Below are 14,654 nucleotides of genomic sequence, written 5' to 3' on the forward strand. Positions count from 1 at the left end.
TTGGTATAATGATAAATAAAAGGAGTCGGTTAAAATAGAATTTGTAGACTTAATAAATAAGGTCAAAGATTGTTTAGAAAAATGGTATGACTTGCACATAAAACCTACTTTACCGATAATCATTTCGTTTATCGTATTGATTATCATAGCGATAGCACTTATGATTTTCATTGACTGGAAATATAGAGGAAAGTATAAAATTAAGATCAAGACACGCACACTTCAAAATGACCTTGGTGGTGGACAAGAAGAATATCAGAAATATTGGTTATGGCAAAGACAAAAAAAGAAAATGATAGTTGCCTATTTTTATAAAAAAAATAAAGTGCCATATTCAAGACATGCTAGGAAGCGAAGGAAGTACATAAAAACAAAAGTTCCATTTAGAAAAGAAGTATATTGTGTTCTTTAATACGCATGAAAAAACGTCCATAAAATGAATAGTTACCCCTCATTAAATGAGAAACTGGCGTCGGTGACCTGTGAAAAGGTCTGTGAATGTAGGTGAAGATATACGTTCTTATCAGAATGCCATAATCATATATGCTGAATTGATGAGGCATACTTATCTACTCTAATCTATCTGAAACGTATATTTTAGATGGAAGAGTCTGCGGGTAATACCTATACACCACTGCTTTCAGAACTTTACTAACTAGTATATTGCTGTTTTCCACAAAAACAGTGAAAAAGGAGTACTCTCGGGAGTGCTCCTTTTTGTCTTTTTTTTTATTTGATAAAAGAAATATGGAGCACCACGAAAAAACTGTATCCAAAACCACACCATGTCTATTTTCCTTACCTTATCTGGAACTCAAACAAATGAATTGGCTTGATCGTTGTACTAACAGAAGAAAATACCAACTAGGAGATAAAAAAGATCAACAAAAGTTGATCTCACTTACTCTTTATAATGAATACTTCCATCTGGCTCTATTCTTGGTGTAAGTGCAACACTTTTTCCACTAGCACCTGTAACTATCGTTTGAATATACTGCACTTGTGTCTCAGGGTCGGTAATAATAAAGATTTCATTGGTGCTTTTTTTATAGACTTTTTCAACTGTAAACTCTGTATTGGTGGTCATACAATCACTCCTTTTAAATTCAGTATCAACAAAGGTATCAAACTCAAAAACTTTTTTAAGTAAAAAAGGCAACTCAAGAGTTCCCTTTTTCCGATATATTCTGTTTATTTTTCCTGTCTATGCCATAAGTAGCGAAAGCAGGGAGAAAGAGGACTGCCAAGAATATACCTACCCATTTGAATACTTTAGGAACTTTATTCAATAAAAAACGCCTCCTTGATAACAATGATCATAGACTGAATTAGTTATTAGACGTGTACAAAAAATAAAGAAAAGACCATTTTTGCAAGAAAGGAACCAGCGACAAAAGCAAGCGCAATCAACAAAATTTTCCATAGACTTAACCGAGTACTATTCTTTTTCATCGAATCACCTCTAGAAAAAGAATACCACGATAAATAAATAATATCAAAAGTAAATGGTACTAAAAAAACAAACATCCAATTTATTGAAATAAAAAAATAGCTAAACGAGTAGTAAGTAAAAGGTAGTATGCTAATGCGAGGTCATGATCATCCATGTGATACCATATTTATCTTCGACCATACCATAGAGCGAGGCCCAGAACACTGGTGCAAGAGGGTCAATCACTTTTCCGTCTATCGAGAGGCTATTGAAAATAGTAGTAACTTCATCAGCAGATTCTTTCACAAGACAAAAGGAGAAAAAATCATTTGCTGGTCTATTTAGTCTGCCGTCTGTCATCATGATCCTCTGACCGTCGATGATGATTTCTGAGTCCATAACGAAATCATCAGGCATCTCAGGATCTAAACCTGAATCTACCGGAGCTTCACTCGCATAAACGATGGTCTTAATTTGAGCGTCTAACGCCTCATGATAAAATTTTATTGCATTTTCACAATTTCCTTGAAAACTTATAGCTGGGATAAGCATACAAAAATTCTCCTTTTTATTGATAGTATCACAAAGAAGTTACTCGCTTCTTTCAGTTTTTTCGTAGGGATCGGAAAATTTTGAGTTAGCTATCTGCCAAATAGTCAACTAGAACATAGATGATACGAATCTATATCTATTAAAGAACAAAAAAATAGATTACTTCGCCGTGTTCATCAACGTCTTGAGGAATAAAACCTTGGTTTTGCCAAAATCGCTGATTGTGTTCATTGGAGGCATTTAAAGCGATGTATAGAGCGTTCTTTGCTTTAAGGTAATTCTTTAATTCAGAAACAACGCGGCTACCTACTCCTTGATTCCTAAAAGGTTTATCGATACAAAAATCGAGAATAAATGCTTTTGAATCTTCTGAGTAGTAGATTTTGTAAGTAGTAAATCCAACATATTCTTGTTGATTATTGTATATGAATACAAATTCCAGCTGAGAATCTCCCTCTGTTGGGGAATTATGAAGATCCATGATTAGTTCGTAGTATTCGGAAGAGCGAAACCAGTCTACGATTTCATCTAATTCAGCACCGCTTTCTGGAAGGTTGGGGAAAATGTCACTTTCTTCATATTGTCTTTTTTTCTCCCAAAACTGGTTAATCTCTGAGTTAGACTTTAACTCTTTGAAATAGAAATCCATGTATATCTCCTTATATTTTTAAGTTGAGTGTACAAAATATCTGATTATTAGTCCATTACCGACAAAAAACTGATTGATAACGGTATCAATCAGTAAGGGCGTAAAACGATCGAGGAGAGTATTACTTAGCATCGTTTTCTTTAAAGTAGTCATCAATGTACGCCTTAATTTTTTCAAAATCTTTAGTCAGAAAAAATTTAGAAGGAACTTTTATGATGGGGAGGTTATTTTCATTATCAAAAGGAGCGAATGGCTCAGGAAGGACCAAGTAATCAACAGTATCTTTATCTCTCAGATAATTGATTGAAACATCGTAAAACGGTGAAAAATAGTCTTTGAGGCTTGTGTCTCTTTGATAAAGAACACCTGGAGTTAATGGTGTGTAAGATAATCCGTTGCTCAACACTAAGACAAAACAAATTCTTTTCATAAAAAATCATCTTTCCTTTCGATTAAATACTAGCGTCATCTCAACAGTCAAGGATTCGTTATTCATTTGGTAAATCCATTTTAATAGACACATGGATAAAAAAGTAGTGAGTAATAGAAACATAATTCAGTTGTTGGGTAAAAGGGAACCAGCAATCACAAGTTGTTCCTTTACTTTAAAAAACAAGAGATAGGAAAATACCAAGAACAATTATGATTAAGATTTCTAATGCTCCTTCCAAAAATAAATTGTTGTTTTTTAAAAATATCGTTTTCTTTTTATAAGGAAACCAAAATGACTGGTTTGCATAGTCTGGCGGATATACGGAATCTAAAATACCACTGATAAAAAGTAATGGAATAGCTTTGAAAATATTGTCATGGAAGGCTAAATAAATATAGTATGTTAACAAAGAAATTTGAGCGATCCGCAGATGTCTTAGGTTGGTAACTGTATAGTTCATCAAATCATCCTTTCGTAAATGATTATCGCATATTGAATGAATCAGTTGAATTAAAATGATAAAATATTTATTTGATGTAAAGCTAAAAATATTAGTGTGCATTATTTACCGATAATTTCTGAATACGCCTGACACAAAAAATACGAATCCTATCAAAATAAGGAATGAATCGTTTTGAAACTGGTAGGGAACATTTTTAAACCGATACCGAGAAAGACTAGCAATAAGGACTAGCATTAACAAACTCTGCTGACCTAACTCGCATTTAGCAGAGGTAGGGGATCTTGAAACAGATACGAATGGATATACACGAGAAGAAATAATCGGCTTTATGAGAACTTTTTTCAAAAAGAATAATGCTGAAAAGCACTTCAACAATTATTGGAATAAGACTTGATGCATGATCACGAGAAATCTTGAAAGGACAATCCAAACTATAAAGTTTGAGCAAGCTTAGATAGATAGCTTATATACCAAAACAGCCAAACTAAAAAGCTAGAAATCATTCAATGCGATGATTCCTAGCTTTTCCTATTTTCTTAACTACCGACCATTAACCGCTGCTGCAAACACTAGGTAATTGGCAAAATCCCCAATGCGTTTGCGGTGTTGGTTGACGTCTTGTCTTGTGCGCTTTTCTCGGTGTTCTTGCAAAAATAATAAAGAGGTCCATGTTTGGCTATCCCATTGATTCAATTGAAAGACTCGTTCGAGAAAGATAAATTGATCGATAATCGTGTTATGAAGGGTGGTACGCTCTGCATCGATCGCTCGTTTTTCATCTTGTGAAAAACTATGCCACTGTGCCCGGATCGTTGTGTATCGCAGTGCTGCTTGCAAAATAGTTTGCCAGGCGTCTTGAAAATCTGTATCAGTGATCGTGCCATTTTTCAAAATTGCTTCGTGGATCGTCTGCATTTCGTCAAAGGTTAAAGCTTCGGGCTGTTCCAAATAGTTCTTGTAAGTTACTTCTGTCTGAGTCATTTAATCACTCCTAAATGTCTTTGTTTTAACTAGTGTACTATAACAAGGAGCGCAGTGCACCCGTCGTTATCGATTGGCGAAACGATTCAGGTGTAAGGCAGGTTCTGGCAGACCGACCGCTATATCTTTATATCCAAACCTTTTTTGCTGACTGTGGTGTTTAGCAAAGTAGCGGTATAGGAGGTTTCTTCGAGAGAAATTCTGATCGAAAAACACACGAAGAAAAAAGCATCTTGACGTGACTTGACAGAAGGGTTAAAATTAATTTAACAAAAAATTTTATTAGATTACGAAATTAATTCATCACCTTGTGAGGTATTTATTTTTAAAATTCAATCAGGTATGATAGCTTTAGCCCCGAGGGTTAAGGCTTTTTTTATTCAAAAAAAAAGAATTGGTGGGCAGACCAATTCTTTACGGCTCAGAAAGTTTTACGATCTCTTTTGCGATGGAGGTCAATTTCTCTTTATTGGGTGACTTTTGAATCAAATCAACAATCTTAACTAACTCGGGGTTATCGGATTCGAGTTCTAAAAAACCAAAAAACTGAGCAGGTGTCATCTGTAATCCTTTGATGATTTTCTCAAGTGTATTGAGGGTGATATTGATTTCGTTGCGTTCCACTCGCCCTAAGTAGGTGTCATCAATTTCTGAGGTACGAGAGAGGTCCGCTAGCGTCATCTTTTTGGCGGTACGATAATGACGAATTTGGCTGGCAACCATTTCATTCAGCACAAGAGCCACCTCCTTATAGATTAATCATAGAGGTTACGGATGGAAAAAATCAGATGACAAATGTATTTTTGGTGTGTAAAATAATACATATATGTATTATATAGGGTTGTAAAAGAATAAATAAGCAGTATTTAAAAAACAAATGATGACTCATCTTCTGGAGAGGAGGATTGGGAAAGGGGATTCTCCGAAACGATCAAGCAAAAGGCAGGAAAAGAAATTTATTAAGAGGAGTTAGGGAAAATGAAAAAGAAACTAGTGATTGGTACAGTGGTTGTCTTGTTGGCGGCAGTTGGTGGCTTTGCTTATTGGAATCAGCCGCAAGAAACAGCCCTGCAAGAAACGAAGGCTCAGGCAACGCAACAGTACAACAAAATCAATGAGGCTATCAAAAAGGATGACTATGAAACAGCACGCCAAGAAATCAATGAGCTAGCTGATTTAGGACAGGAGGATCAAGTCCCAAAATACCTAGAACAAGTCGATCTGATGGCTAAAGCCAAAGAACTGACAGCTGATTTTGAACTGACGAAAGCTGGAAATACATTGGAAAAATTAGGGGAGCAAGAGGAACTATTAGCAGCAATTCAGGAAAAACAAGCCGAGTTAACTAGTGAGTTGGCAGAAAAAACGAATGAAATTGCGGAGGCAAAAAAGCGCTTAGACGAAGGGATTGCATTGTCGGAGAAAAAGGATTATCAGGCTGCGAATGATCTTTTAAAGGAATTAACGGAAATTGAAGCCAAGGGGGAGTATCGCGAGCTGACGACCAAAGCCACCGATCAAATAAATAAGAACCAACAAGCGCTGGAAAAAGCCGAAGCAGAACGAGAAGAAGCCAAAAAAGCTGCTGCGCTAACAGAAGAAGAGGCGTTAGAAATTGCAAAAATGAACTTACCAGATCTCTTTGATTATGGACAGTCGTGGGCAAGTGGTGATTCTGATGAAACAGATACATTTACCTTCTATGGAGTGAATAACGGGCCGTTTCGTTCCATTTTAGTGGTCAAGCCAATCAATGATCAGCAAGTTTTTGTGACCGAAACAAGATTATCAAACGGTGGCGAAGACCAAGTGTCAGAATACACCTTTGATCGCATCAATCCAGTTACTCCTATTAGTGAGCCCGTTGCAGAACAAGAGGATCCGCTCAGTTTAGCTCACCCACAAAAGTTTTTCGATGCCTATGCCTCTTTTACCGCAAAAGGAATCAATGTTATGCCAGCAAATCGCGGTACAGCGGTGTACACGGAGGAAATGATTGCTGCTTCAGGCTATAGCGCAGAACGTTTTTATCAACTAGAAGCAGGGATCGATGATTACTTTTGGCATCTCTGGAGTGAGGGAGAACTTTCGGAAGAACAAGTAAAGGAGCTTAGTCTTCAAGCAAAAAACAAACTGCTGAATGGCGATTACGCAGGCTACTAAAGAAATTGGAGGAGAAATGATGAGAAACTATTGGTTGGGGAAACAAAGAAAAGACACCGTCTATGCAGAGAGCAATGATGGCTTATTCATGCAGATTGTGGGGGCAATTTTGCTCTTTGTGTTTTTTGTTTTTGGTAAGGGATTCACTCTGGCTTATGAAAAATTAAAAGTGTACCGTTTATTTCAGCCAAAACTTTTGATACCGTTGGCGTGCCTTTTTATGATCATCAATACGATCGTCGATTGGTTCTTGCATATGAATTGGGTGATGGATCCATCTGGCGCTATGTATTGGACAATTTTAGAAGGCATTCAAATCGCTTGTTTTTGCTTCATCGGATTCGTGTTGTATCTGCCAACAAAAAAAAGCTTACCGATCTTCCTTGTTAGTATAGGCTTACTATTTGTGACGAGTGTGATCCGTCCGTTTTTAGGAAACTTGATTTTTACGCTTATCCAGCTCGTCTCTATTTTTATCCTTTATCTTTGGGAGTTAGCTTATCAAGAACAATTTTTCCAAAAGCGATTACTGGCGACGATTCAACGTACAGCGATGAGGTTTGAAAAGGAAGAAGAGGAATTTTTAGAGGAGAGAATGCTAGAAGAAGAGAATCCAGCTAAGCTCAAGGTTGGCTTTACTCGATTCATTTGGGTCAATGAATCGTTTTGTCTAACGTTTATTATCCTGTTCCTTTTGAGCGTAGGTCAACTAATCGCGCTGCTAAGCGGCGACAGCTTAAGGCCCCTTTTTACTACTACAAATCTTGTCTACATTACTTTCTTATCTCTTTTATTTTATCCCTATGTGATGGGGCTATTCAGTCGGGTCAAGCCATTATTTCTCTTTTTATCAAAAACAGAATCATCAAAGATTGCAGAATCATTTGAAGCGCTCAAGCATTCAAATGAAAAAGAAATTTTTTCTTATCGGAAAAATCAGCGTCGCGTGCTAAAGTCCTTCAATAGTGTTCGCTCAATAAGAAAAAATGTCAGAATTGGGAATACCTACCAAGATATCCAAGTAGACGTTCCCGTAGAAGAGCAAAGAGTCGTGAATCAGAGCTATTATGAAAAGGATAACCACCAAAGTATGTTCAAGCTGATCAAACTCGTTGGACAGATGCTGCTGATCCTACCGATTCGTTTGATGCTCTTTTATTTTTCACCAATTATTTTTAGTGTCTTTTTTCTTATTACGATGCTAGCTGAAAAAAGTCCAGTGAACGAAAAGTAAGGGGGAGCTATGATGGAAGAATTTGGCGTTTCATTTTTAAACAAAGATGTTGGTACGATGGATCGTAAAGAGCTAGTGAATTATTTGTCGATGTATTTAAGCAATGCCCTAAATTATAAGGAAGTCGTTAAGGCAAAAGAAAGAAAAAAGCAAGCGATTCTAGCAGAGGCGGAGAGTACTCTTCGGACAACTGAGGAGAACTACAAAAAATATGCATCTTTAGAGCTAAATAAATCACAACGAGAAGTCTGGCCCCAAATCACTGCGCTAATGGAAAAGATAGAGCAACAGGAGCCATATCCAGTCAAACGGCTATTGCTGCTAGTAACGGGGATCACTGGCGTCATCTTCATCGCACTCAATTACCTCATAAAAATCTGGGTAGACTTTGAAATGAGGCGCTTTGGTGAAAGAGTGGCGCTATTTGATAGAAGTCCTGAAACAGCAGGGGCATGGTTTCGCATGGATCTCGTTCGGCTGATTTTCAATTGGTGGGAGTCCAACTACGCTGTTGCTTTTATTGTCCTTGTGATTGCAATCTTTCTTTTTATAAAAGTGCGTGAAGGTGCCAAAGTAAAGCGCCTTGAGCAGAAAATAGTAAAATTGAGTGAAGAGGCAGCCGAAGCGGATCAAAAGCGGGTGGCAGGAAGAAACTTAGAGGAAGAATTTGGCTTAGCGGAAAAACGGCAAGAGATTGATGAATGTCGAAATCATGCGCTGGATCAACTAGAGGAATTGACCTTGGTACCGATCACGCAGTCATTGTCTACCCACGATCAATTAAGACCAGTCCTTCCTCCTTCCATGCAAACAGATGATTTAGATACTTTAAAACGCTTAAGCTATATCTACCAGATTCTGGAAGATCAGCGAGCAAGCAGCTGGGAGCATGCCTTTCAGATTCTAAGAGAAGAGGAGCGCCATCAAGAAAACTCAGAACTGATGAAAAAAGGCTTTTTGATGCTCAATGACCGACTAATGGAAGCAGACAATCAGCTGGCAAATTTGAATGCAATGACGGCAAAAAACAATCAGCAAACCAAAGAATTGCTTCGTGAGATAAAAAGGTTGCCGGTCGTGTTTTATTAGGGATATAATTCTACAGCTTGATAGAAAAATAAAAGTCTGTATCTCTTTATTTAAGCGATACGGACTTTTACGGCTCTTCGACATTTAGTGTTGGTAGAGAGATACAACTAAAAATTTAGTCATAATCAGTTAGGCAGATTGCTTAACTGGTTTTTGTTTTACTTGGAAGATCAAGCCTTGAATGAGATAAATCCTTGCTCGAAAGTTGTGGAAATTTCGATAGCCGTAGGCTACTCGTTTTATCACTTTTATCTTGTTGTTTGTTCCTTCTAATGCCCCATTACTATACCTGGTTTTTAAAGCATATTGAATCCCTAATTTGTATTTATTTAAAAACGTCAGTTTCTTACAAAACCATTGTGGTAGGCGTTGATCTAAGCTGTTGATCGTATCGAAAAAGCTTTGGCTGTCTTTGTGTTTAAAGTGATAGAGGAGGAGCTGACAAGTCTCGTAAGCCCTTGTTAATTGCTCGTCATAACTCAAAAGTTCATCGACGATCGCTTTTTGCGTCATTGGTCTACGAAAGGATCAATCATATTGATAATTGGAACTATCCAGATCATAGGCATGCTTCAGGAATAATTTCCAGAATCACCTCAATCGTCGATACTTTGTCGGTTCCGTTTTTTGAAAGCTGTTCATTGTTTTAATTCGTAACTGATATAATGCACGAGTGATTTTTTGGACAATGTGAAAGCGATCCGTCACGATTTTGGCGTTTGGGAAGACCGCCTTTACAAGTTCAAAATAAGGGGCATTCATATCCATCACGACGTATTTCACGTTCGCTCGTGCTTTTCGAGTGAATTTAAGGAAATAGGATTTTAAGAAAGCAAGACGTCGATTCTCCAATACACCAATTAATTGCTGGGTCTGTCCCTTCATAAAAACAAAACTCATTTTTCCGCTGCAGGACTTCATCGATTTGAACTCACCAAAACGAGGATGATACGTTTTTAAACAGGTGTGCAGGACACGCAGAACGGTTACGTCAGAGACAAAATAGCGATCGGCAATTTCTTTTCTTGTTGTATTCTTCGCCAGTTCCAAGGCAATTTGAACCTTTAATTCCTTTGAAAGATAGCAGTTTTCATCCACCAAATTTGTCTGAGCGTTGAATTTCGATTGACATTCTTTACAGTAAAAGCGCGTACGGTACCAAGCGTAATTCTGTTTTGATGTCTCGATAAGGCAAAAGTTGGACTTTTGTTTTGTGTGAGCCATTCTTGATGATTTGTCCTTCATTTTCGATGCCACATTTACGGCAATGGCTTGGTATATAGCTAAGTTTGGTATGGATAAGATTGGTGCGAAACCCCTCTTCTTCTATAGTCTCTAACCATTTTTCTTCGAAGAATAAATTTTCATCTGTTAAACATAACAATTTTCTAGTACAATGATCCATGGAGATATCCTTTCTTGGTTTGGTTTTGTTTTAGACGACTAAATTCTACCAGTTAGGCTATCTCTTTTTCTATCTTTTTTTACAAAAAAAGTGTTGGTAGAACCAAAAAGAAGTATAATGAATTGTAACAAAAAAGAAGCAAGGACGCCGCAAGTTCTTGCTTCTTTTTTTTGATGGAATAGGAGCAACAACGGCTTTCTGAATTCATCAGTAATTGGTTACAAACGTCAAAAATCTGTCATAATTGAGAAAGTTGAAGATAACTTCAAATTGGTTACAATTTCTCGGAAATATGAAGTTAACTTCAAATAAGCCCAATTTTTTATAAAAAATGAAGTTAGACCCACTGTCTGCAAGAGCAAAAACAAGATTATCCTATCCGAAAACGAAGACAAGATCATCGGTAAAAAATCGGCAACAATGAAGGTCATTTTCTATCAAAAATATTTCTCCCCAAAAACCTAAAAAACCTATTGCCCCCCAAGCTCACTTACTGTATAGTAAACAAGAATATTTCATGAAAATAACCAAAAATAACTAATTAAAAAGACTTTGTTATTGAAAATTGCGATTAAATGATGCCGCAAACGGAATGTAAGAAGGAGAAAACAATGACGTATCTAACAAACAATCTTGTGAATTGCATGATCACTTTAGGGTTTATCTTCATCCATCTATCTTCAAATGTTATCTCATCCAGAAAACTAAACGTGCAATACATGAGCTCCTTTGCCGCTGGGGTAGGGATCTCCTATGCGATCGTTCATCTATTGCCCCATTTGGCGTATTTTCAAACGGTGTTGATCGATGAATTTGGCTGGAATTCGGGGATTTTTTATAGTCACGGGGTCTATGGCATCGTTTTGTTTGGCTTAGTCTTCAGTTACGTGATCTACAAAATCGATGAGCGGACGTTTATGGTGTTAGAAAAGAAAGACATCACCAGTGCCAAAAACGCCTTTTTTTGGTCGGATATCGCTTTTCATGTGATTTACAATATTATGATCGGCTATATCGTGATTGCCAATACGCTATCAGAGCGTTTTTACATTTTGACCTACTTTATTGCCTTTGGTTTGCACTTTCTCATGAACGATTGGCTGCTCTATCACCATCATGGTGCCCTCTATAACAAATATGGCCGCTTTGTGCTTTCCTTCAGTATTTTCGCGGGAGCTGCGTTCTCCCTCTTTGTTTCATTGCCCTACTATTTGGTGGTCATCATTGAAGCCTTGATCACCGGCGCTTTGCTGGTGAATATCATCAAATTTGAGTTACCCAATGAAGGAGAAGGCAGTATTCGTGGGCTATTGGTAGGCACGATCTGTTCTGGAATTTTGTTTGTATTTGTCTAACGCAAAAAGGAGGACTGAATCATGGATGATTCGGTCCTCCTTTTTTTATAAATACGCAAAGTAATTACTATTTTCTGTTTCAATCGAACAAATCACAATAGTTTTTTATTTTTTTGACCATTATTTACAATTTTGTTACGATGTTCGCTTGCTTTTCCCAAAAACATTCTATAAAATGTAAGCGAATAGAAACCAAAAAAATAGGCACCTCGTATCTCTGCGCCAACAGATTTACGAGGCCCTGATCAGTCACACCCTTAAGACGGATGACCAATCAAGTTGCCATAGTTGATCGCCAAAGGCATCAACGTGTTTATTGTACCCGATTTTCTTGTCGATTTCTAGTAGATTCAGGCAGGTTTTTGGGCAAAAACCGTGGGATGCTGGACGCTTATTTTGCTATGCCAAAGGCATTGGACAATCTTGTCCAATGCCTTTTTTGTCGTTTGAAACGGTTCATGCGCAGGATCGTTTGCGGCAAATAACAGGTGTGAAGATCAGTTGAGGACAGTCGCATGGAAAATAGGCAGTCATAGTTGAGAAATCCAATGCCATGCGTTCTTACTGTGTTCATAGAAATAGCGTTCTGGCGATCAGCACTTCAATCCTAGGTTCTTGAAGGTGGCAAGCCTTGGTTTCTATTCACACTTCGAAAAGATACCTGAAAGCAATCTGTCAGCGTTCTTTTAAGGTTAAGGAGGAAGCTTATGAAGGATTCGTTAAAGAAATTTATGGAAGAAAAAATGCTGCCATGGGGAATGAAAATTGGCGGTGAAAAGCATCTAGTTGCCATCCGTGATGGACTTGTCACCACGATGCCTTTGATTATTATCGGTTCCATTTTTGTTATTTTATCTAACGTTCCATGGGAAGGCTTTAACCTATTTGTTACGAGTATTTTTGGCGGGGAATGGCGCAGCAAATTAGACTTTGTCGTACAAGTGACCTTTGGTGTGATGGCGCTGTTCAATTCCTTTGCTATTGCGTATAGTTTAGCAACCACTTACCGCGTCAGCGGTTTATCTGCCGGTGTATTGGCAGCCTCGGTTTTTCTTTTAGTCACTCCGATTGAAGATGGCGGCATTCAAATGTCTTATCTTGGTAGCCGCGGGCTGATCGTAGCAATCATCACTAGTCTAATCACGGCGGAGATTTTCCGATTATTCGTACAAAAGAATATCGTGATTCGCATGCCAGAAAACGTTCCCCCGGCGGTCAGTCGCTCCTTTATTGCATTGATCCCCTCATTCTTTTGCCTCTCGCTTTTCTGGGTGATTCGTTTATTAGTGGAATCATTCGGCAATACGAATGTTCATGATCTGCTGTACAGTCTTGTGGGACAACCATTGTCGATCATTGGCGGAGGCTTTGTAGGCGGTCTGTTTGCCATTATGTTTACGTCATTGTTTTGGTCAGTGGGTATCCACGGGTGGGACTTGGTCTTGAGCGTCTTGCAGCCGACATGGATTCAAATGATCGATGAGAATCGAATCGCTTTTCAAAACGGCGAAACGATTCCGCATATCATCAATTATACCTTTATGAATACCTTTGTCTGGATTGGCGGTAGTGGGGTGATTTTGGGCTTGGCGATCTTGCTCTTAGTCAGAAGTAAAAGCAAGTATTTAAAAGAGTTGGGGAAACTCGGATTTCCATCAACGGTTTTCAATGTCAATGAACCCATCATGTTTGGGTTGCCCGTTGTCATGAATCCATTGATTTTGTTCCCATATATTCTGACGCCGGTCGTTTGCTATATCATCTCTTATACGACAGTTGCCATGGGGATCGTCCAACCTGCCGTCGTTTTGGTTCCCTGGTCGATGCCGCCAATCATCGGCGGTTATCTAGCCACAGGCGGACATATTTCGGGGGCAATCTTACAACTGGTGAATCTGACGGTTTCTATCGCCATCTATTATCCATTCTTCAAAATGCTGGATAATCGGACATTAGCCAGTGAACTCGGTTCAGAAAGTGAGGAGTAAATGGAGACAAAACGATTATTGAATTGCACGGCAGCTGATTTTAAATCATTTGATAAAGACCAGCTATTGGAAAGTATCCGAGGAAGTGCGGGGCGGACGATCGTTGCAGAAAATGATGTCCAAATCGATCCAATGTCTAGAGGAATCACCAATGCTGAATTCGTCGCTGCATTTGGGGCGGATTTGATTTTACTGAACCTATTTGATTGCGAAAATGGCGCTATCAAAGGATTACCGACAACAGATGACCCCATTCGCTTTTTGCAATGCTTAACGGGGCGGCCTATTGGGGTCAATCTTGAGCCTGTCGACGATTGTGCGGAGCAGATGGAACAGTTGACAACTATCGCTACAGGGCGTTTGGCAACAAAGAAAAACATGGCTCGCGCAGAAGCACTTGGATTTGATTTTATCTGTCTGACAGGAAATCCTTCCACTGGCGTTTCAAATAAAGAAATCACAGCGGCAATCAAACAAGCAAGAGCCATTTTCTCTGGGGTCATTATTGCTGGAAAAATGCACGGTGCTGGTGTCAATGAACCCGTGTTAGATGAAGAAATTGCGTCTGCGTTCATTCAAGCTGGAGCCGATGTTATTCTTGTACCCATTGCGGGCACGATTCCTGGGCTGAGTGAACAACACATGAGTGATCTAGTGGCCTTTATCCACCAAAAAGGGAAGTTGGTCATGGGCACCATTGGCACTACACAAGAAGGTGCAGATACAGGTACGATCCGTGCATTGGCATTGACTAGCAAACGTGCCGGCTGCGACCTTCATCATATCGGAGATGCAGGTTTTTCTGGGACCGCTGATCCCGAGAACATCTTGCAACTATCCATCGCCATCAGAGGCAAGCGCCATACCTATCACCGAATGGCCATCTCAGTGAATAGGTAGGTGGAACAAA

General features: G+C 38.7%; 13 protein-coding genes and 1 pseudogene. 6 read left to right on the forward strand and 8 right to left on the reverse strand.

The window, feature by feature from the left end; genetic code table 11:
* Positions 1-901: 901 nt before the first annotated feature.
* From IGI82_RS02650 to IGI82_RS02680, 7 genes are all read right to left on the reverse strand, one after another.
* Complete coding sequence (locus IGI82_RS02650; protein ID WP_060792949.1) at positions 902-1,087, reverse strand: DUF6440 family protein; 186 nt, start codon at positions 1,085-1,087, stop codon at positions 902-904.
* 495 nt (positions 1,088-1,582) lie between these two features.
* Positions 1,583-1,984: a VOC family protein gene (locus IGI82_RS02655; protein WP_375806716.1), complete on the reverse strand. Its 402-nt coding sequence runs from the start codon at positions 1,982-1,984 to the stop codon at positions 1,583-1,585.
* A gap of 139 nt (positions 1,985-2,123) precedes the next feature.
* Positions 2,124-2,633: a GNAT family N-acetyltransferase gene (locus IGI82_RS02660; protein ID WP_375806715.1), complete on the reverse strand. Its 510-nt coding sequence runs from the start codon at positions 2,631-2,633 to the stop codon at positions 2,124-2,126.
* Positions 2,634-2,754: 121 nt separating this feature from the next.
* On the reverse strand, positions 2,755-3,063 hold the full coding sequence (locus IGI82_RS02665; RefSeq protein WP_005227446.1) for a hypothetical protein: 309 nt from the start codon (positions 3,061-3,063) through the stop codon (positions 2,755-2,757).
* 175 nt (positions 3,064-3,238) lie between these two features.
* Complete coding sequence (locus IGI82_RS02670; protein WP_096742208.1) at positions 3,239-3,526, reverse strand: hypothetical protein; 288 nt, start codon at positions 3,524-3,526, stop codon at positions 3,239-3,241.
* A gap of 543 nt (positions 3,527-4,069) precedes the next feature.
* On the reverse strand, positions 4,070-4,510 hold the full coding sequence (locus tag IGI82_RS02675) for a hypothetical protein (protein WP_375806714.1): 441 nt from the start codon (positions 4,508-4,510) through the stop codon (positions 4,070-4,072).
* Positions 4,511-4,924: 414 nt separating this feature from the next.
* The gene (locus tag IGI82_RS02680; RefSeq protein ID WP_015508925.1) at positions 4,925-5,245 is read right to left on the reverse strand and encodes a helix-turn-helix domain-containing protein; all 321 of its coding nucleotides are present in this window, start codon (positions 5,243-5,245) and stop codon (positions 4,925-4,927) included.
* Between the two features lie 243 nt (positions 5,246-5,488).
* Between IGI82_RS02680 and IGI82_RS02685 the strand changes: the two genes are divergently transcribed.
* Genes IGI82_RS02685 through IGI82_RS02695 form a run of 3 tightly spaced genes read left to right on the forward strand, consistent with a single transcriptional unit; the run spans position 5,489 to position 8,996 of the window.
* Positions 5,489-6,673 (forward strand): hypothetical protein, encoded by a 1,185-nt coding sequence (locus tag IGI82_RS02685; protein WP_375806713.1) that lies wholly within the window; start codon positions 5,489-5,491, stop codon positions 6,671-6,673.
* Positions 6,674-6,692: 19 nt separating this feature from the next.
* Positions 6,693-7,907: a hypothetical protein gene (locus tag IGI82_RS02690; RefSeq protein WP_375806712.1), complete on the forward strand. Its 1,215-nt coding sequence runs from the start codon at positions 6,693-6,695 to the stop codon at positions 7,905-7,907.
* A 12-nt stretch (positions 7,908-7,919) separates the two neighbouring features.
* The gene (locus IGI82_RS02695) at positions 7,920-8,996 is read left to right on the forward strand and encodes a hypothetical protein (protein ID WP_375806711.1); all 1,077 of its coding nucleotides are present in this window, start codon (positions 7,920-7,922) and stop codon (positions 8,994-8,996) included.
* A 129-nt stretch (positions 8,997-9,125) separates the two neighbouring features.
* Here IGI82_RS02695 and IGI82_RS02700 read toward each other — a convergent pair.
* Positions 9,126-10,401, reverse strand: a pseudogene (locus IGI82_RS02700) (ISL3 family transposase).
* A 611-nt stretch (positions 10,402-11,012) separates the two neighbouring features.
* On the opposite strand from IGI82_RS02700, the gene IGI82_RS02705 reads away from it, so the two are divergent.
* From IGI82_RS02705 to IGI82_RS02715, 3 genes are all read left to right on the forward strand, one after another.
* Complete coding sequence (locus tag IGI82_RS02705; protein WP_167822129.1) at positions 11,013-11,756, forward strand: hypothetical protein; 744 nt, start codon at positions 11,013-11,015, stop codon at positions 11,754-11,756.
* 707 nt (positions 11,757-12,463) lie between these two features.
* Positions 12,464-13,744: a PTS cellobiose transporter subunit IIC gene (celB, locus tag IGI82_RS02710; protein ID WP_375806710.1), complete on the forward strand. Its 1,281-nt coding sequence runs from the start codon at positions 12,464-12,466 to the stop codon at positions 13,742-13,744.
* Complete coding sequence (locus tag IGI82_RS02715; protein WP_375806709.1) at positions 13,745-14,644, forward strand: DUF7916 family protein; 900 nt, start codon at positions 13,745-13,747, stop codon at positions 14,642-14,644.
* Positions 14,645-14,654 lie beyond the last annotated feature (10 nt).

This window comes from Enterococcus sp. AZ067 (assembly GCF_051715005.1).
GTDB lineage: Bacteria > Bacillota > Bacilli > Lactobacillales > Enterococcaceae > Enterococcus_D > Enterococcus_D casseliflavus.

What these genes read in the sequence shown, in the direction of transcription:
- IGI82_RS02650 (WP_060792949.1), bottom strand. Translation starts at nt 1,087, where the DNA reads ATGACCACCAATACAGAGTTTACAGTTGAAAAAGTCTATAAAAAAAGC.
- IGI82_RS02655 (WP_375806716.1), bottom strand. Translation starts at nt 1,984, where the DNA reads ATGCTTATCCCAGCTATAAGTTTTCAAGGAAATTGTGAAAATGCAATA.
- IGI82_RS02660 (WP_375806715.1), bottom strand. Translation starts at nt 2,633, where the DNA reads ATGGATTTCTATTTCAAAGAGTTAAAGTCTAACTCAGAGATTAACCAG.
- IGI82_RS02665 (WP_005227446.1), bottom strand. Translation starts at nt 3,063, where the DNA reads ATGAAAAGAATTTGTTTTGTCTTAGTGTTGAGCAACGGATTATCTTAC.
- IGI82_RS02670 (WP_096742208.1), bottom strand. Translation starts at nt 3,526, where the DNA reads ATGAACTATACAGTTACCAACCTAAGACATCTGCGGATCGCTCAAATT.
- IGI82_RS02675 (WP_375806714.1), bottom strand. Translation starts at nt 4,510, where the DNA reads ATGACTCAGACAGAAGTAACTTACAAGAACTATTTGGAACAGCCCGAA.
- IGI82_RS02685 (WP_375806713.1), top strand. Translation starts at nt 5,489, where the DNA reads ATGAAAAAGAAACTAGTGATTGGTACAGTGGTTGTCTTGTTGGCGGCA.
- IGI82_RS02690 (WP_375806712.1), top strand. Translation starts at nt 6,693, where the DNA reads ATGAGAAACTATTGGTTGGGGAAACAAAGAAAAGACACCGTCTATGCA.
- IGI82_RS02695 (WP_375806711.1), top strand. Translation starts at nt 7,920, where the DNA reads ATGGAAGAATTTGGCGTTTCATTTTTAAACAAAGATGTTGGTACGATG.
- IGI82_RS02705 (WP_167822129.1), top strand. Translation starts at nt 11,013, where the DNA reads ATGACGTATCTAACAAACAATCTTGTGAATTGCATGATCACTTTAGGG.
- celB (WP_375806710.1), top strand. Translation starts at nt 12,464, where the DNA reads ATGAAGGATTCGTTAAAGAAATTTATGGAAGAAAAAATGCTGCCATGG.
- IGI82_RS02715 (WP_375806709.1), top strand. Translation starts at nt 13,745, where the DNA reads ATGGAGACAAAACGATTATTGAATTGCACGGCAGCTGATTTTAAATCA.